General features: G+C 44.8%; 18 protein-coding genes and 3 tRNA genes. 12 read left to right on the top strand and 9 right to left on the bottom strand.

Features of this window, described 5'->3' with window-relative positions:
• Positions 1-6: 6 nt before the first annotated feature.
• Complete coding sequence (locus AC6R16_RS06265; RefSeq protein ID WP_500673902.1) at positions 7-1,257, top strand: TIGR03503 family protein; 1,251 nt, start codon at positions 7-9, stop codon at positions 1,255-1,257.
• Positions 1,258-1,415: 158 nt separating this feature from the next.
• On the opposite strand, the gene fadE is transcribed toward AC6R16_RS06265, so the two are convergent.
• Entirely contained in the window at positions 1,416-3,869 is a 2,454-nt protein-coding gene (fadE, locus tag AC6R16_RS06260; RefSeq protein WP_500673901.1) for an acyl-CoA dehydrogenase FadE, read from the bottom strand.
• 307 nt (positions 3,870-4,176) lie between these two features.
• Here fadE and lpcA point away from each other — a divergent pair, with 307 nt between their 5' ends.
• Together lpcA and AC6R16_RS06250 are read left to right on the top strand one after the other, a co-directional pair.
• The gene (gene lpcA / locus AC6R16_RS06255; RefSeq protein ID WP_069667039.1) at positions 4,177-4,758 is read left to right on the top strand and encodes a D-sedoheptulose 7-phosphate isomerase; all 582 of its coding nucleotides are present in this window, start codon (positions 4,177-4,179) and stop codon (positions 4,756-4,758) included.
• Between the two features lie 107 nt (positions 4,759-4,865).
• Entirely contained in the window at positions 4,866-5,711 is an 846-nt protein-coding gene (locus AC6R16_RS06250) for a class II glutamine amidotransferase (RefSeq protein WP_500673900.1), read from the top strand.
• 310 nt (positions 5,712-6,021) lie between these two features.
• On the opposite strand, the gene AC6R16_RS06245 is transcribed toward AC6R16_RS06250, so the two are convergent.
• Both AC6R16_RS06245 and tsaA read right to left on the bottom strand, forming a co-directional pair.
• Positions 6,022-7,737 carry a proline--tRNA ligase gene (locus AC6R16_RS06245; protein ID WP_500673899.1) on the bottom strand — a complete coding sequence of 572 codons (1,716 nt, stop codon included), beginning with the start codon at positions 7,735-7,737 and terminating at the stop codon, positions 6,022-6,024.
• A 111-nt stretch (positions 7,738-7,848) separates the two neighbouring features.
• Positions 7,849-8,544 carry a tRNA (N6-threonylcarbamoyladenosine(37)-N6)-methyltransferase TrmO gene (gene tsaA / locus AC6R16_RS06240; RefSeq protein ID WP_500673898.1) on the bottom strand — a complete coding sequence of 232 codons (696 nt, stop codon included), beginning with the start codon at positions 8,542-8,544 and terminating at the stop codon, positions 7,849-7,851.
• A gap of 116 nt (positions 8,545-8,660) precedes the next feature.
• On the opposite strand from tsaA, the gene AC6R16_RS06235 reads away from it, so the two are divergent.
• The 4 genes from AC6R16_RS06235 (at position 8,661) to AC6R16_RS06220 (ending at position 12,027) form a co-directional block, all read left to right on the top strand.
• Complete coding sequence (locus AC6R16_RS06235) at positions 8,661-8,921, top strand: type B 50S ribosomal protein L31 (protein ID WP_004744820.1); 261 nt, start codon at positions 8,661-8,663, stop codon at positions 8,919-8,921.
• The gene (gene ykgO, locus AC6R16_RS06230; protein ID WP_004744821.1) at positions 8,922-9,047 is read left to right on the top strand and encodes a type B 50S ribosomal protein L36; all 126 of its coding nucleotides are present in this window, start codon (positions 8,922-8,924) and stop codon (positions 9,045-9,047) included.
• Positions 9,048-9,435: 388 nt separating this feature from the next.
• Complete coding sequence (locus tag AC6R16_RS06225; protein WP_500673897.1) at positions 9,436-11,022, top strand: AbgT family transporter; 1,587 nt, start codon at positions 9,436-9,438, stop codon at positions 11,020-11,022.
• 222 nt (positions 11,023-11,244) lie between these two features.
• On the top strand, positions 11,245-12,027 hold the full coding sequence (locus AC6R16_RS06220; protein WP_500673896.1) for a substrate-binding periplasmic protein: 783 nt from the start codon (positions 11,245-11,247) through the stop codon (positions 12,025-12,027).
• Positions 12,028-12,071: 44 nt separating this feature from the next.
• On the opposite strand, the gene AC6R16_RS06215 is transcribed toward AC6R16_RS06220, so the two are convergent.
• Genes AC6R16_RS06215 through metN form a run of 3 tightly spaced genes read right to left on the bottom strand, consistent with a single transcriptional unit; the run spans position 12,072 to position 14,630 of the window.
• On the bottom strand, positions 12,072-12,881 hold the full coding sequence (locus AC6R16_RS06215; RefSeq protein WP_239853806.1) for a MetQ/NlpA family lipoprotein: 810 nt from the start codon (positions 12,879-12,881) through the stop codon (positions 12,072-12,074).
• A 47-nt stretch (positions 12,882-12,928) separates the two neighbouring features.
• On the bottom strand, positions 12,929-13,606 hold the full coding sequence (locus AC6R16_RS06210) for a methionine ABC transporter permease (protein ID WP_004744825.1): 678 nt from the start codon (positions 13,604-13,606) through the stop codon (positions 12,929-12,931).
• A complete protein-coding gene (metN, locus tag AC6R16_RS06205) occupies positions 13,596-14,630 on the bottom strand; it encodes a methionine ABC transporter ATP-binding protein MetN (RefSeq protein ID WP_500673895.1) in 1,035 nt (344 codons plus the stop codon). The genes AC6R16_RS06210 and metN overlap by 11 nt, the downstream gene beginning before the upstream one ends.
• Positions 14,631-14,852: 222 nt before the next feature.
• Between metN and gmhB the strand changes: the two genes are divergently transcribed.
• From gmhB to treC, 5 genes are all read left to right on the top strand, one after another.
• A complete protein-coding gene (gene gmhB / locus AC6R16_RS06200; protein WP_500673894.1) occupies positions 14,853-15,404 on the top strand; it encodes a D-glycero-beta-D-manno-heptose 1,7-bisphosphate 7-phosphatase in 552 nt (183 codons plus the stop codon).
• 48 nt (positions 15,405-15,452) lie between these two features.
• Entirely contained in the window at positions 15,453-15,797 is a 345-nt protein-coding gene (locus AC6R16_RS06195; protein ID WP_500673893.1) for an MliC family protein, read from the top strand.
• A 70-nt stretch (positions 15,798-15,867) separates the two neighbouring features.
• Positions 15,868-16,815 (top strand): trehalose operon repressor TreR, encoded by a 948-nt coding sequence (gene treR, locus AC6R16_RS06190; protein WP_500673892.1) that lies wholly within the window; start codon positions 15,868-15,870, stop codon positions 16,813-16,815.
• Positions 16,816-17,024: 209 nt separating this feature from the next.
• Positions 17,025-18,449, top strand: a complete 1,425-nt coding sequence (gene treB / locus AC6R16_RS06185; RefSeq protein ID WP_500673891.1) for a PTS trehalose transporter subunit IIBC — start codon at positions 17,025-17,027, stop codon at positions 18,447-18,449.
• A gap of 75 nt (positions 18,450-18,524) precedes the next feature.
• Complete coding sequence (gene treC, locus AC6R16_RS06180) at positions 18,525-20,207, top strand: alpha,alpha-phosphotrehalase (protein WP_500673890.1); 1,683 nt, start codon at positions 18,525-18,527, stop codon at positions 20,205-20,207.
• A gap of 130 nt (positions 20,208-20,337) precedes the next feature.
• Here treC and AC6R16_RS06175 read toward each other — a convergent pair.
• The 3 genes from AC6R16_RS06175 to AC6R16_RS06165 form a co-directional block, all read right to left on the bottom strand.
• Positions 20,338-20,422, bottom strand: a tRNA-Tyr gene (locus tag AC6R16_RS06175).
• Positions 20,423-20,524: 102 nt separating this feature from the next.
• A tRNA-Tyr gene (locus AC6R16_RS06170) sits at positions 20,525-20,609 on the bottom strand.
• A gap of 102 nt (positions 20,610-20,711) precedes the next feature.
• Positions 20,712-20,796 (bottom strand) — tRNA-Tyr (locus AC6R16_RS06165).
• Positions 20,797-20,896 lie beyond the last annotated feature (100 nt).

Genomic DNA, 20,896 nt, shown 5'->3' with positions numbered 1-20,896 from the left:
GAAAGGATGTTGAGGATTTGGATTGCCATAGTTGCTATGTTGTTTAGCGCTTTCAGTTATAGCGCTGAAGAGTCCTCAATATCTTTATTGGACAACCGTTTTAGAGTTGACCCCTCCATCAAACAGATCACCTTTGTAATCTATCGTGCAAAACGTTCTCAGCCAGTGGTTCTTGTTAGACCTGATGGTAAAAAGTATTACGCGTGGCGTAGCCCAGACAATGTTCGTTGGTATCAAGAGTCCTCAATGGACATCGTGTCGATTGATAATCCAATGCCAGGGCCGTGGCAAGCTATCGGTCGAGTCACACCGAAGAATAAAATTAAGCTTATCTCTCACCTTGAACTGACAACCGACCAACTCCCGAATCGCCTTTTCCAAGGGGAGTCGATTAAGTTTAACGCCAGATTGACGTCGGATGACCAACCTTTGGTACTACGAGATTTTCTTGACCGGGTCAAACTCAAAGTCACTTTCACTAAATACATTGAAAATGAAGATGAGTTGATCAAAGAGGCCAAGCCAGTTCCAGAAGTGATAGGTGAGTTTTCCGATGATGGGCAAGGGCTTGATGAAGTGGCAGGGGATGGCATATTCACCGTCTCTCTACCCATTACTAGCGCACCGGGTAAGTATCGGGTAAGAATCACTTCGGGTAATGGTGTGTTCTTGCGTGCTCAAGAGCAAGAAGTGCTGGTTTACCCAACGCCTCTGCAAACGACCTTTATCCAGTCACGTGATGCAATGAGTCCAAATAAGGTTGTGATTGCGGGTGAGCAGGGAATGATCTTACCTGGGTCAATTGCAGGGCATATAGAACATACCTCTCCAAGCGGTGAGCTGACGTCAGTTCAAGGTTCGGCTGATGCCGAAAGCAATAAGCTTGAACTGGAGATTCCGTATAGTGAGGCGATTGGCCTTTACTCGTGGACCGGAGAGGCATTTGCTACTGAAATGGGCTCTCAGAGGCCACTAATCTTCTCAATGACAGATCATACTTACAGTGTTGTCGCGGAAGTCGACATGGCGGAGACTCGTCGATTGCAGGAAGAGGAGCGCCTAAAACAGCAGAAGCTGTTAGAGGAGATGGAGCTGATACAAATGCGCGAAGAAAAGCGTACTCGCACCATGATTGTTATCGGAGTTGGTAACGTTGTGGTGGTTATTCTCGGCTTGGTGGTCTGGTTTGTTAGGCGTAAGCTTAAGGCGAGCAAGCAAGCGATACCTGAGATGCAATTGGAAATGCCGAAGAAGTAATATTTTTCGCGTACGGATCGTCGTATTCAACGAATAAAAACGCTGATGATGTTAGTTGCAACTAATACTCGTAGTAGAAACTAACATTAGGGTTGATAATAAAAAGGGCTGCAAACGCAGCCCTTGTTGGTTTTGGTAAGTTCTATTCTAGATAAGGTTTACGCGACTTCATCCATTGCTGAAGAAAGCTGCGGTTGAGGCTTTGCTGCTAATTCCTCAGGACTGAAATCATCAACGTTTATCACGTAGAGTCGCTGCTCTTCAGCTTCACGCAACAGCTTCGCTTGGTTGGTGTCAATAATACCTTTCTCTAGTCCCATCGCCGCAACCTCGTCTAGGCGTAAGAATGGGCGGCGTTTACCTGTCTCTTTACAGATCTTATCAAAAATAGGCTCTGCCTTAAGGATGACTTCAAGCGCTTGCTCGATACGGCCAACGGCATTAAATTCACTGGCTTCAAAGTATTGGTAACGACCAATGCGTGAACGCGTTTCACTTGGCGTTTGTAGGATCTGAGCTACTTGGCTATCTAGCTTGTCGCTCGGCGCTTTGCGCACACGGCCAAATGGCATGATTAAAACGCGCAGTGCCTTGCCCAACCATTTGTTAGGGAAGTTAGCCAAAAATTCATCGACAGCCAGTTCAGTCTGCTTCAGGCTATCTTGTAGACCCCAATGTACGAGCGGAAGATCTTCGATAATGCGACCATCACTTTCATAACGCTTTAGCGTCGCTGAGCTTAAGTAAAGTTGGCTTAGAATGTCACCTAAGCGGGCAGACAGGCGCTCTTTACGTTTCAATGAACCGCCAAGAACAGCCATTGAAATATCAGATAGGAAAGCGATGTTAGCGCTATAGCGGTTCAATTGTTGGTAATAACGAGTGGTTGAGTCTTTCACTGGTGCATCAGAGAAACGACCATCCGTTAAACCTAACCATAGGCTGCGGACGAGATTACTCATCGTGAAGCTTACGTGGCCTGCTAGTGCGTTATCAAACTTGTCTAGAGCATCAGAGGAATCTGAGTAAGCGGCGTTCATTTCTTCTAGAACATATGGGTGGCAGCGAATCGCTCCCTGACCATAGATAATCATAGAGCGGGTTAAGATGTTCGCGCCTTCAACAGTGACGGCAATTGGCGCACCTTGGTAGCCACGAGCAAGGAAGTTTGATGGCCCCATACAGATACCTTTACCACCAACAATGTCCATAGCATCAATAACGCTACGCTGCATTCTGTGGGTACAGTGATATTTGACGATTGCTGAGATAACCGATGGTTTCTCGCCAAGGTCTATACCCGCCACGGTCAAGGCGCTGGCTGCATCCATAACGTAGGCATTACCACCTAAACGCGCTAATGGCTCTTCAACCCCTTCCATATGACCAATAGGTTGTTTGAACTGACGACGAATTCGTGCGTAAGCTCCTGTTGCTAATGCGGCTGTTTTAATACCACCGGTAGAGTTTGACGGTAACGTAATACCTCGACCTACTGACAGACACTCAACTAGCATACGCCAGCCTTGTCCGGCCATTTTCGGGCCACCAATGATAAAGTCGAGTGGCACAAATAGATCTTCACCGCGTGTTGGACCGTTTTGGAATGGAACATTAAGTGGGAAATGACGGTTGCCGATTTCTACACCTTTTAGGTGAGTCGGGATCAAAGCACAGGTGATACCAAGATCTTGTTGCTCACCCAGTAGACCTTCTGGATCGCGTAACTTAAAGGCTAGGCCTAGAACAGTCGCGACGGGCGCTAAGGTAATGTAACGCTTGTTCCAAGTCAGGCGCATACCCAATACTTCTTTGCCTTCCCATTGTCCTTTACACACAACGCCAAAATCAGGAATGGAGCCTGCGTCTGATCCAGCTTCAGGGCTAGTTAAAGCAAAACATGGAATCTCTTTACCCTCTGCAAGGCGGGGTAGGTAGTAATCTTTTTGTTCTGTTGTACCGTAGTGTTGCAGCAGTTCGCCAGGGCCTAATGAGTTAGGTACACCCACTGTCGAAGAAAGTACGCTAGAGACACCTGTTAGCTTTTGCAGTACCAGAGACTGGGCGTAAGCAGAAAACTCAAGGCCACCGTATTTCTTCTTAATGATCATGGCAAAGAACTTATTGTCTTTGAGGTATTGCCAAACTTCAGGTGGTAGGTCAGCTAGCTCGTGAGTCACTTTGTAGTCATTGACCATAGCGCAGACTTCGTTCACTGGCCCATCTAAGAAGGCTTGCTCTTCGGCGCTTAGCTGAGGCTTTTGAATGTCGTGCAGCTTTTTCCAGTCCGGCTTACCTTTGAACAGTTCCGCTTCCCACCAAACTGTACCGGCATCAAGCGCTTCTTTTTCTGTCTGCGACATGGCAGGAAGCACCTTTTTAAATAGAGCGAGCGCTTTTTTACTGATTAGCGATTGTCTGATTGATGGTACAGCGAGGGTCGCAATGGCAGCGATGAATAAGATCCAGCTAAGAGAGCCAGCACTACCAAAGATAGAGAGCACAACCATTGTGGCAGTTAATGCAGCGATGGAGAGCAGCAGTGAACTGCGGTGATACAAGCAGATCGCGAGAACTGCGGTAAAGCCAAGTAGAGAGAGCAAGATGTCCATATTTATGTTCCTTATTACGGCGGAATTTAATCTGTTTTATGCCGATAACATGTAAGAGGTCTAACCAGTTAAGTGTAATCAAAATATTAATAAAATGTAAAACCGGTATTTGCTTAAAAAGTGATCTAAGTAGAGTGAAAAGTCTAAAAATGATGGACTATGCGGTTTTTGTGAACCAAGATTTGCAACAAAGCGGGAATTGTTATCAGCAAGCTATCGACAGTGAGAATTGTTTGAGTAAACTCTGTAGGTAACGTTTTCTGTATTTCACGCAGAACTATTTATTACAAAAATTAGAGATAAACCTATGTACCAGGACTTAATTAAAAACGAGTTGACCGAAGCTGCTGACGTTCTGAATAAGTTTTTAAGCGATGAAAACAACATTGCGCAAATTGAAGCGGCAGCGAAGATGCTGGCTGATTCATTTAAGCAAGGTGGTAAAGTGCTTTCTTGCGGTAACGGTGGTTCACACTGTGATGCTATGCATTTTGCAGAAGAGCTAACGGGTCGCTATCGCGAAAACCGTCCGGGCTTACCTGGTATCGCTATTTCTGATCCTAGCCACCTATCGTGTGTAAGTAATGACTTTGGTTATGATTACGTTTTTTCTCGCTACGTTGAAGCTGTGGGTGCAAAAGGTGATGTGCTATTTGGTCTGTCAACCTCGGGTAACTCAGGTAACATCTTAAAAGCGATTGATGCAGCTAAAGCTAAAGGTATGAAAACTATTGCCCTAACAGGTAAAGATGGCGGCAAAATGGCAGGCCTAGCGGACATCGAAATCCGTGTTCCTCATTTTGGTTACGCAGATCGAATTCAAGAGATTCACATTAAGATCATTCACATTGTGATTCAACTTATCGAAAAAGAGATGGAAAACGCTTAATTGTCGTTACTGTTTTTATCTTATAACTATAAGCGCTAGCGAATTCGCTGGCGCTTATGCTATTAAAGAAGAAACCGCACGCAAGGATTAAGGGAGTTTAGTAAACCATGTGTGAACTGCTCGGAATGAGCGCCAATGTGCCAACCGATATCTGTTTTAGTTTTACCGGGCTGATGCAGCGCGGCGGTAATACTGGTCCGCACCGTGATGGTTGGGGAATCACTTTCTACGAGGGCAAAGGCTTTCGTAATTTCAAAGATCCGAACCCAAGTTGCGATTCAAAGATCGCTGAGCTGGTACAGAACTATCCGATTAAAAGCTGTGCGGTGATAAGCCATATTCGTCAGGCGAATCGCGGTGCAGTGAATCTTGAAAATACCCACCCCTTTACCCGTGAACTGTGGGGACGTTATTGGACCTTTGCTCACAATGGTCAATTGAGCGATTACCAAGATTTAGTAACGGGTAGACACCGCCCCGTTGGGCAGACAGATAGTGAGCTCTCATTTTGCTGGTTGCTTAAGCAGATGGAGGATGAGTACCCAGAACCACCGCAAGATATGGTGGGGGTGTTTCGTTTTGTTGCTGAGTGCTGCGACAAGCTGAGAGAGAAGGGCGTGTTTAACATGCTGCTTTCAGACGGTGAGTACGTCATGACTTACTGTACTAACCACCTTTATTGGATTACCCGTCGTGCACCTTTTGGTAAAGCTGCGTTACTTGATGAAGATGTGGAAATCAACTTCCAAGAAGAAACAACGCCTAATGACATCGTGTCTGTCATTGCGACTCAACCGCTGACGGGTAATGAAACTTGGCATCGCATGAAGCCGGGCGAGTTTGGTATTTTCCATTTTGGTGAGCTGATCGATGGTAATGCCGATGAACTGACTGATGTCGCTTATGCGCCCAAAAAAGTGGCCAGTCAGGCACCAACTGAGCCGCTAGAGTAACGGAACGGATGCGAGAACGGACTTCGTCCTATGGAAAACGGGAGCGGGTTTCGCCCTGCTAGATAGAAGACAAATACTTCGCTCAGTCATTCCATAGACTGACGAAGGAAGGAGTAGGGAATCTCAATTAGTTATCTAGTCGTTTTAAGAGTTCCCCAACTCGCTCTTTCCTCGCTCTTGAGCGATGACATGATAAATTATTGAAACAAAAGATCTGATGAAAACGCCAACTCTATAAAATCTCCCGATTCCCGTTTCCCACAAAAAAGGCCGATGTCTCCATCGGCCTTCTGTATTTCTAGGGGCTAACTTACGCTAGCTGAGCTTTAACATGCTCAACGATATCAGCCATTGCGACAGCGGTTTTCTCACCAGAGCGGCGGTTCTTGTACTCGAAGTTACCTTCTTTCATTGAACGGTCGCCAATGACGATAGTGTGAGGAACGCCGATTAGCTCCATATCAGAGAACATTACGCCAGGGCGCTCTTTACGGTCGTCGAATAGCACTTCGATGCCCATTGCCGTCAGTTCAGCGTACAGCTTCTCAGCAGCTTCTTTCACTTCTTCTGACTTGTGCATGTTCATTGGTACGATCGCGACTTGGAAAGGTGCAAGTGCGTCTGGCCAGATGATGCCGTACTTGTCGTGGTTCTGCTCAATTGCAGACGCAACAACACGAGAAACACCGATACCGTAACAACCCATCTCTAGGATAACGTTTTTACCGTCTGGACCAAGAACGCCACAGTTCATTGCTTGAGAGTAAACATTACCTAGTTGGAAGATGTGGCCTACTTCGATACCACGTTTCAGTGCGATGGTACCTTTACCACAAGGGCTTGGGTCACCTTCAACTACATTACGTAAGTCTTCAACTTGGCCAAGCTCAACATCACGACCCCAGTTGATACCGAAGTAGTGCTTGTCGTCTACGTTAGCGCCTGCGCCAAAGTCACTCATTACAGCAACAGTGCGGTCAACGATGAATGGCAGTTTAAGACCTACAGGGCCTAGTGAGCCAGGGCCAGCGCCGATTAGGGCACGGATCTCTTCTTCTGTTGCCATCTCTAGAGGAGCTGCAACTTGAGGAAGGTTTTCTGCTTTCACTTCGTTCAGTTCGTGGTCGCCACGGATGATAAGGGCGATTAGGTCAGCGTCAACTTCATCAGATGCTTTAACAAATAGCGTCTTAACCGTCTTCTCGATTGGCAACTCAAACTGTTCAACAAGCTCAGCAATTGTCTTTGCCTTTGGTGTGTCAACTAATGTCATCTCTTGAGTTGGAGCCGCAGCTTCGTCAGCCAGAGCGAGTGCTTCGGCTTTTTCGATGTTCGCTGCGTAGTCAGATTCAGTAGAGAAGGCAATTAGGTCTTCACCACTTTCCGCAAGTACGTGGAACTCTTGAGAACCACTACCACCGATAGCACCTGAGTCAGCCAGTACTGGGCGGTACTCAAGGCCCATACGGTCGAAGGCTTTACAGTAAGCATCGTGCATTGCGTCATAAGACTTCTGTAGACCTTCTTTATCAATATCAAAGCTGTACGCATCCATCATGCAGAATTCGCGTGCACGCATTACGCCAAAACGTGGGCGACGCTCATCACGGAACTTAGTTTGGATTTGGTACAGGTTTAGCGGTAGCTGCTTGTAAGAGCTCACTTCATTGCGCACTAGGCTAGTGATTACTTCTTCAGCTGTTGGGCTAAGAACAAACGGACGAGTGTGTCGGTCAGTAAAGCGAAGTAGCTCAGGACCCATCTTCTCGCTGCGGCCTGTCTCTTCCCATAGTTCAAACGGCTGAACAACGGGCATCAATGTTTCGACTGCGCCTGCATTGTCGATCTCTTGACGAACGATGTTTTCGACTTTACGCAGTACACGTAGACCAGTAGGTAGCCAGGTGTAGAGACCTGAAGCCAGCTTACGGATCATACCTGCACGTAGCATGAGCTGGTGGCTCACTACTTCTGCGTCGTTTGGAGTCTCCTTCAGAGTAGAAAGAAGATAATTACTGGTACGCATTTAACTTATCCGTTTATTAAAGTTAGATACTCAAGCCAGAATGGACAGGAGTATGGAAGTCCCACGAGGGGAAAATTGTTAGCCGCTTATAATATCAGCCAAATGCCATTGTCAAAAGCTTTCAATCGCAGTAACCGTTATTAAGTTATCGTTAACGGTGAACTTCACATTCATATCGAACAAATTTACCGCATATTCTTTACTATCAGGCTTGTTCTTTTTGTAAGCAGGGCGAGGGTCTTGTGCTAAAACCTGCTCAATTACCGTCTTTTGATAGTCAAGATATCCGCGGGTTTCTAACTGCTCTGTGGCTAATGACGAAAATAGGACTTGAGACTTTTCTGGTTCCGCTTCTGCGTAGCTTCCTAGCGCTTGAGGAATAGAGTCTGAATAAGGGATATATGGCTTGATGTCGATGATGGGAGTGCCATCGACTAAATCGACATTACCAAGATCGAGATAGATCTGATCACCATGTTTTGTGATCCCTTTAATTTCAACCGCTGACATACCAATCCCATTGGGTCTAAACGTCGAACGAGAAGCAAATACACCTACACGCTCATTGCCACCCAGTCGAGGTGGTCTGACAGTAGGCTTCCATCCTGCCGCTAAATTCTGGTCAAACAGAAACAATAACCAAGCATGGGAGAATTGCTCCAACCCGCGTAACGCTTCGGGACTATTCGCCTCTCCAACTAGCTTTACTCGCGAGCGAGCAGCAGGCACTAAGCTCGGCTGTCGAGGAACGGCGAACTTCTCTTTATATGGGCTTTCAATAAAACCGATCGGCTCTATGGAATACATCTCTTTTCTCTCAATTTGGTGATGAGGAAAAAGTATCACAAAAAAGAGTAGTAAAACTTGTTGATAATGATTATTATTTAAAATGTTATAACATAACAGTTTTTATTGAGGTAATTATGCAACCCAACATTCACCCTGAATACCGAACCGTGGTTTTCCATGATACAAGCATTGATGAGTACTTCCTTATCGGTTCAACATTGCAAACTGACCGCACTATTGAGTGGAAAGATGGCAAAACCTACCCGTACTTTACGATTGAAGTCTCTTCTAAATCCCACCCTTTTTACACAGGTAAGCAGCGTGTCATTCATCAGGAAGGTCGTGTCGCTAACTTTAAGCGTCGATTTGGTCAATTTTCTAAAGGGGACAAGTAAATGAAGGTCGTAAAATCTCTTAAGAGTGCTAAGAATCGCCATCCTGATTGTCAAATCGTCAAAAGAAGAGGGCGTTTGTACGTTATCTGCAAAACCAATCCAAGATTTAAAGCGGTGCAAAAGTAGCCTCCATTCTCAATCGGATAAAGCTCTCATTTTTGACTATCCCAGTTTGAGGCTTTTCCCCCTCTCTTAAACCACCAGAGTGCTTGGTTATAGATAAGCGTAATTTATGCCTCTCTTTGGTGGTTGAGTTTCCTCCTTATACCAATCAACGACTTAAAGGCCATTAAATAAACAGAATGAATGTATTTATATAAATTATAATTCTGTTATTTGGTTTTGTTTTGGTGATATTTGCTAATTATTTGTGCAAAATGCGTTAAATAATATGATTTGTTACACACTTTGTAACATTTTGCATTTCTAATTGAGTATTTTGTCGAGTACCCTGCGCTGGCATTTGGAACATTTTTGTCACATTTGCGCAGGAATAACTACAAGGAGGGAACAGATGAGTTCATCTGCTTCAATTAAACAAAATTCACCTAAGAAGCCGCTATTTACGCGTTTCTTAGACGCTGTTGAATATTTGGGGAACCTATTACCCCATCCTATCACTCTATTCGCCATCTTCTGTTTAGCTATCTTAGTGCTATCTGGTATTGCAGGTTACTTTGAAGTATCTGTTATGGACCCGCGCCCTGAAGGTGCGAAAGGTCGTGCAGCAGACGGCATGATCCACGTTGTCAGCCTTTTAAATGCTGATGGTTTGGAGCTAATCGTTACTAACCTAGTGAAAAACTTTGTTGGTTTTGCACCGCTAGGTACAGTGTTAGTCGCTATGCTAGGTGTCGCTATTGCTGAACACTCTGGTCTATTGTCGGCAGCAATGCGCGGTATGGTAATGGGCGCATCTAAGCGCATGGTTACAGTAACGGTTGTATTCGCAGGTATCATTTCTAATACGGCATCTGAGCTAGGTTATGTGGTACTTATCCCGCTAGCTGCAATGCTATTCCACTCTTTAGGTCGTCACCCTCTAGCCGGTCTTGCTGCGGCATTCGCTGGTGTTTCTGGTGGCTACTCTGCAAACCTGCTAATCGGTACTGTTGACCCACTGCTATCTGGTATTACAGAAACTGCAGCGCAAATGATTGACCCAACCTACACAGTTGGACCTGAAGTTAACTGGTACTTCATGTTTGTGTCGACTTTCTTTATTGCAATCACTGGTGCTTTTGTTACTGAAAAAATCGTTGAGCCTAAACTAGGCAAATACAATGATGAAGAAGCGTCAGAAGACCTATCTCAAGATAAAATGGGTGGTCTAACTGCTGTAGAGAAAAAAGGTCTTAAGCTTGCAGGTCTTGCGGTATTAGTTGTTTCAGCGCTTCTTGCTTGGACTGTCGTTCCAGCAGATGGCATCCTTCGCTCTGACGCAGGTACTATTGCTGGCTCACCATTCTTGAAGAGCATCGTAGCCTTTATCTTTGTATTCTTTGCTGTACCTGGCTTTGTTTACGGTAAAGTTGTTGGCACGATGAAGACAGATCGCGATGTTATCGATGCAATGTCTAAGTCTATGTCTTCAATGGGCATGTACATCGTACTGGTATTCTTCGCAGCTCAATTTGTGGCATTCTTCAAGTGGACTAACTTTGGTCAAGTCTTCGCTGTTGCAGGGGCAAGCTTCCTACAAGAGATTGGCCTAACTGGCCCAATGCTGTTCTTCGCCTTCATTCTTATGTGTGGTTTCATCAACCTAATGATCGGTTCAGCATCTGCACAATGGGCAGTAACAGCACCAATCTTTGTTCCTATGTTGATGCTGGTTGGCTACGCGCCAGAAACTATTCAGGCGGCTTACCGTATCGGTGATTCTACTACTAACATCATCACGCCTATGATGAGCTACTTCGGCCTTATCCTTGCTGTAGCAACGCGATACATGAAGAACCTAGGTATCGGTACGCTGATTGCGACAATGCTACCTTATTCAATCGTGTTTATCGTGGGTTGGAGTTTGCTGTTCTACGTTTGGGTGTTTATCTTGGGTCTACCTGTAGGTCCTGGTGCGGCGACGTACTACACGCCTTAATCACACGTACTTTATTGAACGATTTAGCCGGAGCTCATTGCTCCGGCTTTTTTGTGCCTATAGATTTTCTGTACAGCCTGATGAGTTGACAAGTGATAGTGGTGAACTTTACTTATCGGTAGAGCGCCATGCCTTGGAGGTAAAATGATTCAGCAAATTCAGCTCTTTCCAATCCCGAGCTTTCTTCTGGCTCATATCATTCCGTAATTCAAGCCAACGAGCATGGGTAAGCTTTGGGCTTTGTCGCTATTGATATGGTTGTGCTCTCTTCCCGCAGTCAGTTCAACCACAGTGCAGTTAGTCACGCTTGACTATCCCCCCTATATCGTCCATCGCGAAGGGGAGTTATCCGGTGTGGCCGTCGAGCTTGTTGAAGCTGTATTTGAAGAACTCGATGTCCCGATATCAATAGAAGTTTTACCTTGGGCAAGAGCCTTGAGTAATGTTCAGTTTGGTCGTGCTGACGCTATCTTTACCGCATTTAAAAATCCAACGCGTGAAAAGTTTGCCGATTACTCTAATGAGATTTTGTTTACGCAGAATATCAGCCTAGTAGTAAAAAGAAGCAGTAAAATAAGTAGCTACGATTTTTTATCCCGCGATGTTTCGGCGGTCGCTATCTGCGCTGTCAATCGAGTCAGTTATGGTAAGCAGATGGACGCTTTATTGGCGGATGGACGCTTTAGGCTAGTCTTTTGGCGCAACCGAACTGAAGATTGTGCTCGCTTGGTCAGGACGGGGCGGGCTGATGTGTGGGTAAATAATGATTTTGGTGCGCGAAGCATTCTGGCTAGTGAACAAATGGAACAAGCACTGGAAATACTCTCGCCGCCAATCGAGGCCACGCCCAGCTATATCGCGTTTTCTAAGCTGAAAGAGCATCAGTGGCTTAGAGACAGATTCGACCAAGTGCTAAGAGAAATGAAGGATGATGGACGCTATGAAGCCATCATTGATGACTACTTCGATAGTCTAAAAACAGTGCCCCCAAAAGAAAAGGGCTGACATTACGTCAACCCTTGATAGCTTATGTTAGCAAAAGTAAGTGATTACCAACCTTTAACTACGCCACCTTGGAAGATGTCAGAAGCTGCTGTGTAAACTTCTTCAGTCTGGTAAGACTTAACAAAGTTTTGTACGTTTTCCGCTTGTGCGTTGTCTTCACGCGACACGATTAGGTTTACGTATGGAGACTCTTTGTCTTCAACAAATACACCGTCTTTTTGTGGTGTTAGGTTGATAGAGCTTGCGTAAGTTGTGTTGATAACAGAAAGCGCAACGTCATCTAGAGAGCGTGGTAGCTGTGCTGCATCTAGCTCTACGATAGTGATGTTTTTCGGGTTTTCAACGATGTCACGTACAGTTGCTAGCAGGCCAACGTTCTCACGCAGTTTCAGCAGTCCTTGTTGCTCAAGTAGAATCAGTGAACGACCTAGGTTTGTTGGATCGTTAGGTACAGCGATACGAGCACCTTCTTGAATTTCGTCGACCGCTTTCACTTGCTTAGAGTAACCCGCGATTGGGTAAACAAACGTGTTACCCGCGATAGTCAGTTTGTAACCACGATCGGCAACTTGCTGATCTAGGTATGGCTTGTGTTGGAACGCGTTGATGTCGATAGAGCCATCGTCTAGTGCTGCGTTTGGTGTTACGTAATCAGTAAAAGTAACCAGCTCTACATCTAGGCCGTATTTTTCTTTAGCGACTTTAGCTGCAACTTCAGCAACTTGTGCTTCTGCACCAGCCATAACACCAACTTTGATCTTGCTAGTATCTGCTTCTTTTTCACCACAACCTGCTAGTACCAATGCTGATGCAGCAGCTGCGATAGTTAATAGACCTTTAAGACTGAATTTCATCACTATCTCCTTATAAATTAAATCTGTGAGTATTCTTTATTGTATTCTTAGCGGTGATCGACACGACGGACAATCGCATCTCCAATGGACTGAATGATTTGAACGAGCACGATAAGCATTACCACAGTCACGGCCATAATGACCACGTCATAGCGGTGGAAACCGTATCGAATGGCGACGTCACCTAGACCGCCTCCGCCAACTGTTCCTGCCATTGCTGAGTAACTGACAAGCGTGACGAGTGTAATGGTTACCGAGTTAACGATGGTTGGCATTGCTTCAGGAAGCAGTACCTTAGAAATAATTTGAATTGGGGTTGCGCCCATCGATTGCGCTGCTTCAACTAATCCTGTTGGGACTTCAAGTAGAGCACCTTCTATAAGACGAGCAACAAATGGGATCGCGCCGATTGTAAGAGGTACGATGGCTGCTGTTGTACCGATAAATGTACCGACTAACAGTTTGGTAACTGGAATAATAGCCACCATCAGTACTAGGAAAGGAACGGAACGACCCACGTTAACAATAGCGCCGAGTACACTGTTTAGTTTCGTGTTCTCAAGTAAGCCACCTTTCTTGGTGATATGCAGAATGACACCGAGTGGAATACCAACGGCAAAGCCAACAATGCCCGCCACAGCAACCATGTAGATAGTATCCCAAGTCGCGCCGATAAGTAGATTGCTGTTTAAGCTCAGCCACTGTGAAATTTCATTAAAGGACATAGCCTAGCACCTCTACTTTTACCTTGTGCTCACGCAGGAACTCAATCGCTGCATTGTCATCTTGTTCATTACCAAATAGTTCTGCGACCATCATGCCGAATTTGACGCCACCTGCGTAATCGAGGTCTGAACTGAGAATGCTGACATCAATGTTGAATTTACGGGCAATTTGCGTCATCAAAGGAGCATCAACCGTTGCGCCAGTGAACTCTAGACGGACAAGTGGGTAACTGCCATCAACACGCGTTGCTTGCAAGCGAACTTGGTAATCTTCTGGAATCGACAAGTCGAGTGTAGAACGAATGAATTGATGCGCCAGTTCTGTTTTAGGATGAGCGAAAATTTCACCGACAGTCCCTTTTTCGACCAGCTCGCCATCACCAATGATCGCTACTTCGTGACAGATGCTTTTTACAACGTCCATTTCGTGAGTAATCAAAAGCATAGTGATGTTAAGCTTTCGGTTGATCTCTTTTAGCAGCTCTAGAATCGACTGAGTGGTTGCTGGATCCAATGCGCTAGTCGCTTCATCACACAGCAGAACCTTTGGATCAGACGCAAGAGCACGTGCGATCGCGACACGCTGCTTTTGACCACCACTTAGGTTTGAAGGGTAGCTTTCATGCTTATCTTCAAGGCCGACCAGTTTCAGCAGCTCGGTCACTTTAGTGGTGATGTGTGCTTTATCTTTGCCTGCCAACTCAAGTGGCAGAGCAACGTTGTCAAAAACCGTACGTGATGACAGTAGGTTGAAATGTTGGAAGATCATGCCGATGTTACGGCGAGCTTCACTAAGCTGAGATTTACTCAGTGTGGTCAGGTCTACACCATCAACCACAATTGAGCCTGTTGTTGGCGCTTCTAGCATATTTACGCAACGAATAAGCGTACTTTTCCCTGCTCCCGATGAGCCAATAACACCAAAGATGGTTCCTTGTGGAATATGAAGGTTAATCTCCTTTAAGGCATGTATTTCCTTACTGCCCTGGTAGAACACCTTATTTACTTGATTAATTTCAATCATCGAGAGACCCGCTATCAGATTAGATGAAGAGTAGCAGATAATGTTGAGCTACATCTCATTTAGTAGATGATGCTATGGTCTCACGTGTTTTCTGTCAATAGATATTTTTACGTCTAGACGTCTAAACGTATTTTTTGCTCAATCGATTGGTAATTAGATAGTGATGAAAGAAATAAAGCGTGCAATAATTCTTATAAAGCACAGTACATAGAGAAGCATATTTTGGCAAAACCAGCAGTCTTTTTAGACCGAGATGGCGTGATTAACATCGATCACGGCTATGTTCACGATGAGCATGATTTTGAGTTTGTTGATGGTGTATTTGAAGCGACCAAGAAATTGAAAGAAATGGGCTATCAATTGGTCTTAGTAACAAACCAGTCGGGTATTGCTCGTGGTAAATTTAGTGAAGATCGCTTCCTATCTTTGACTCAATGGATGGACTGGAATTTTGTCGACAATGGCGTTGAATTTGATGGTATCTATTACTGTCCGCATCACGCTGAACATGGTCACGGTAAATATAAGCAAGATTGTGATTGCCGTAAGCCAAAACCTGGGATGTTTATCTCAGCACGTGACTTCTTGAAGATTGATATGGCGAATTCTGTCATGGTCGGTGACAAAGCTGAAGACATGATGGCAGCTGAAGCAGCCGGTGTTGGCACTAGAATTCTTGTTCGTACAGGCAAACCTGTCACAGAGAAAGGCGAAGCTATCGCGTCTGTGGTACTCGACAGTATTAAAGAAGTCCCAGCGTATTTAGCAAAATAAACTGAAAAAGGCTGCCAAGGGCGGCCTTTGTTTTGTTTGGAGGGAATCATGAGATATCGGTTGTTATTTGCAGTCGCATTAGGGTTGAGCGTGTCAGCGTGCTCTTTTACTTCGATGGAACGTGAAAACCACTATCAAGGTGATTTTCTATTCTATCAATGTAGTGGTGGTGAAACCTTCAAACTAGCCATAATGCCCAATGATTATACGGCACTATTAAGGCTACCTAAGAAAGATTATCGCATGGTCCAGGTTCCCTCAGGCTCTGGCACTAAATATATTCTCCATGATGGCACAGCAGAAATACAAAACCCAGTGACCCTCTATACCAAAGGTAAAGAAGCGCGTTTAGAGCTCGACCACTTGGTGTATAAAAATTGCATTACCCAATAGATCTTTTACGATAGCGTGTCTGGAGGCGTGTCGCCTCCTTTGAACGTTCAACTACTAGACCCACGACTTTATGAGCAAAAAACTAACCATTCTTGATATTGCCCGGTTATCCGGTGTTGGAAAATCGACCGTCTCTCGTGTTCTGACCAACGATCCTAAAGTTAAGCCAGAAACACGTGCCAAGGTTGAACAGGTGATTCAAGAGTCAGGTTATGTTCCCTCTAAGTCTGCGCAGGCGATGCGTGGAGGAAGTCAAAAAGTGGTGGGGGTCATTATCTCTCGTCTCGACTCGCCATCAGAAAACAAAGCTGTAGGGAGTATGCTCAACACACTTTATGGTCAAGGGTATGATGTTGTCATCATGGAAAGTCAATTTGATCGAGCAAAGACCAATGAGCATTTGGATGTGCTGAAAAAGCGCAATGTTGATGGCGTCATTGTGTTCGGCTTTAGTGACTTTGATATTGCTAAGCTGGCGAGCTGGCATAATCGCACTGTGGTTATCGCGATGGACACAGATAAGGTCTCTTCAATTAATTACGATAATAGGCAAGTCATTGTTAAGGCGTTGCAATTCTTAGAACAAAAGAGCCTCAATAATGTTGCATTTATCGGTGTCGACCCTAGTGATAAAACTACGGGTAAGTTGCGTTTAGACGCTTATCTCGATTGGTGCCAATCTCACTCTATTTCACCGAACTATCAGACAGGTCAGCTAAACCACGAAAGCGCTTATTTGCTGGTGGACGATGTCTTGAACCAAGGCGTTCAAGCGATAGTTTGTGCCAGTGACACCTTAGCTTTAGGGGTCATTAAGCGTTTGCAAGAGCTTAATCGTGAAGATGTGGTTGTCACTGGCGTGGGTGGAAATGAACTGCTTTCCTTCCTATTTCCCAAAGTATTTAGTATTGACCCTGGTTACTCTTTAGCCGGTGAAAGGGCTGCTAAGTTACTGATTTCTCAAATTAATGGTGAGCTTGAGCAAGTTCATATCACTCAAGAACCTATCTCAATCTAAGCCATTATTTTCAAAGTGATTTAAAATTATACTGTGATCTCTTTCAATTAATGGGACTGTTCCCATTTTTATCTGTAAATAGATCTGACAATATAATAAGTACATTTGGGAATGTTCCCATAAATAGAAAAACAACAAGCTTAGTCAGTTTGAATCGTCAACATTGTTGACAACAGATGAATGAGAATCCAATTAGGGTGGACATGGATATGAGTAAGATTGCGAAACAAGAAGTTGAGCGTCTGATTGAATTAGTTGGTGGTCGCGAAAACATCGCGAGTGTAAGCCACTGTCTAACTCGCCTTCGCTTTGTACTGAATGATACCGATAAAGCAGACGAGAAAGCGCTAGAGGCGTTGCCAATCGTAAAAGGTTGTTTTACCAATGCGGGTCAGTTTCAGGTAGTGATCGGAACTGAAGTTGATGAAGTGTATAAAGTGCTGATTGAGCTATCAGGTAAGAGCGAAGCGTCAAAAGACGAAGCGAAACTTGCTGCTCGCCAAAACATGAACGTATTGGAACGTGGTATTTCCCATCTTGCTGAAATCTTTGTACCACTACTTCCTGCAATCATCACTGGTGGTTTGATCTTAGGTTTCCGTAATGTGATTGGTGACATCAAGATGTTTGATGGCCAGTCGCTAACTGAAATTAGTCAGTTCTGGGCGACGGTTCATAGCTTCTTATGGTTAATCGGTGAAGCGATCTTCTTCTTCCTGCCTGTTGGGGTATGTTGGTCAACAGTGAAGAAGCTAGGAGGCACACCAATTCTAGGTATAACTTTAGGTGTGACTCTGGTCTCTCCGCAGTTGATGAATGCCTATCTTATCGGTAAGCAAGCCCCGGAAGTGTGGGACTTTGGTCTATTCGTGATTGAAAAAGTTGGTTACCAAGCTCAGGTGATTCCTGCGATGTTAGCGGGTATGGCGCTGGCGTTTATCGAAACTAACCTTAAACGTATTGTTCCTTCGTACCTTTACTTAGTTGTCGTTCCTTTCGTATCAATTATTGTTTCTGTGGTATTGGCTCACTCTCTAATTGGTCCATTTGGCCGTGTCTTAGGCGATGGTGTGGCATTTGCGGCTAAAGCGGCGATGACCGGAGACTTTGCTGTTATAGGTTCAATGGTATTTGGTTTCCTATATGCACCACTTGTTATCACAGGTATTCACCACACGACTAACGCTGTAGATCTACAACTAATGCAAGATCTAGGTGGCACGCCAATTTGGCCATTAATCGCACTATCAAACATTGCTCAAGCTTCAGCGGTTGTCGGCATTATCATCATCAGTAAAAAACATGGTGAGCGTGACATTTCAGTTCCAGCGGCGATTTCTGCTTACTTAGGTGTAACTGAGCCTGCGATGTACGGTATTAACTTGAAGTACAAGTTCCCAATGCTAAGCGCAATGATTGGTAGTGCAATTGCAGCAGCGATCTGTGGTAGTGCGGGCGTTATGGCGAACGGTATTGGTGTGGGTGGTCTACCGGGTATCTTATCTATCCAACCACAATTCTGGGGCATCTTTGCAATCGCAATGTTAGTGGCAATTGCCATACCTGCCGCATTGACCCTGTTCTTCTACAAACGTGCGCAAATGAAAGGCGAGTTAGAGCCTGCAAACGCGTAACCCATCATTTTTTTGGAGCGGCATTTCGTCGCTCCTTTTTCAAAGTTTATTATTTTTTGGTAAGTGAGTTTAGCAATGACAACAATCGCTAATGATGCAAATTGGTGGAAAACCGCCTCGATCTATCAAATTTACCCTAAGAGCTTTTGCGACAGTGGCAGTAAAGGAACTGGGGATATTCAAGGCATTATTTCTAAGCTTGATTACTTGAAACTACTGGGTGTTGATGCGATTTGGTTAACACCTGTTTATCAGTCACCAATGATTGATAATGGTTACGATATCTCTGACTACTACGCGATTAATCCAGACTTTGGCACCATGGATGATTTTGACCAACTACTTGCTGAAGCTCATCTGCGTGGTATCCGTATTATTATGGACATCGTAGTCAACCACACTTCGACTGAGCATGAGTGGTTCCAGTCTGCTCTTGGTGACAGAAACAGTCCTTACCGTGATTACTACATCTGGAAAGATCCTGTCGATGGTGGAATCCCTAACAACTGGCAGTCAAAATTTGGTGGTAGTGCTTGGGAACTTGATGAAAAAACCGACCAGTACTTTTTGCATCTATTCGCCAAAGAGCAGGCCGACCTCAACTGGGAAAACCCGAAAGTTCGCGGCGAAGTCAAAGAAGTCATCAGCTTCTGGGCTGAAAAAGGTGTAGATGGCTTCCGTCTGGATGTAATCAACCTAATTTCTAAACAGCAGGACTTCCCCAATGATCACCTCGGCGATGGTCGACGCTTTTATACTGATGGACCTCGCGTACACGAATATCTGCAAGAGATTAGCGAGGCGGTATTCCAGAAATATGGCAGTGTGACGGTGGGTGAAATGTCTTCGACGACCCTAGAGCATTGTCAGCAATATTCATCGCTTGATAACAAAGAGTTGTCGATGGTGTTTAATTTCCACCATTTAAAGGTCGATTATCCAAATGGTGAAAAGTGGACCAAAGCGCCGTTCGATTTCTCTCAGTTGAAGCAGATCTTTAATCATTGGCAGACAGGTTTAAATGGCAAAGGGTGGGGAGCACTATTCTGGTGTAACCATGACCAGCCACGTGTCGTGAGCCGATTGGGTGACGACAAACATTATCGTTTGGAATCGGCCAAAATGCTCGCTGCTTCTGTGCATATGATGCAAGGGACGCCTTATATCTACCAAGGTGAAGAAATTGGTATGACCAACCCAGGTTACACCTCTATCGAGCAATATCGTGACGTAGAAAGCACCAATATGTATGACATCATGGTGAATGAGCAAGGCGTTGAACATCAAGAAATGATGGCGATTCTGGCACAAAAATCTCGTGATAACTCTCGTACGCCGATGCAGTGGAATGGGGATCAGTATGCTGGCTTCTCAAAAGCGCAGCCTTGGCTTGAAGTGGCAAGTAACTATGCGGAAATTAACGCAGATAAAGCAGTAGCAGATAAAAACTCGGTATTCTATTTTTATCAGCAGCTAATTCAGTTACGTAAAGAGATTGAAGTGATCACTACAGGTAGCTATATCGATCTCTATCCTGAGCATAAAGCAGTATTTGGTTATCAGCGTAAGTCACAAAGTCAGACCCTAATTTGTTTGAATAACTATTACGCAGCCGAAACAGAGTGTGTCTTGCCTGAAGAGTTTGATTGCGATAAAGCACAATACGTTTTGGGTAACTATGAGCTTTCTGGTGACAAGGTATCTAAGCTTCAAGTACTTCGCCCTTATGAAACACGCATTATTCTTTTAAACAACTAACTTCCCCCTATAGATGTTAGTTATCGCCTCGGCTATTCGTCGGGGCTTTTTTATACTTGCGAGAATAGAAGTGCGCTTAGATTTTCGATAGGTACAAAAAAACCAGCTCAATGAGCTGGTTTTCTGTATATGGTGGAGGGGGACGGATTCGAACCATCGAAGGCAGTGCCAGCAGATTTACAGTCTGATCCCTTTGGCCACTCGGGAACCCCTCCAGGGTATTTTATACTTGGTAATGTTTTCCCAACACATTATTCAAGTGTTTCTCACAACTTATTGAACGGGTTATCCACTCAGAGCAGTCATAAGAAGAAATATGGTGGAGGGGGACGGATTCGAACCATCGAAGGCAGTGCCAGCAGATTTACAGTCTGATCCCTTTGGCCACTCGGGAACCCCTCCAGGGTGTTTTATACTTGGTAGTGTTTTCCCAACACACTATTCAAGTGTTTCTCACAACATATCTAACGGCTTATCCACCGAACAGACTATTATAAGAAAATATGGTGGAGGGGGACGGATTCGAACCATCGAAGGCAGTGCCAGCAGATTTACAGTCTGATCCCTTTGGCCACTCGGGAACCCCTCCAGGGTATTTTATACTTGGTAATGTTTTCCCAACACATTATTCAAGTGTTTCTCACAACTTATTGAATGGGTTATCCACTCAGAGCAGTCATAAGAAGAAA

This window comes from Vibrio sp. R10-SG3-ISO10 (genome assembly GCF_059834185.1).
Note: the sequence above shows the minus strand (reverse complement) of the source record. Positions and strands in the feature narration are given on the sequence as shown.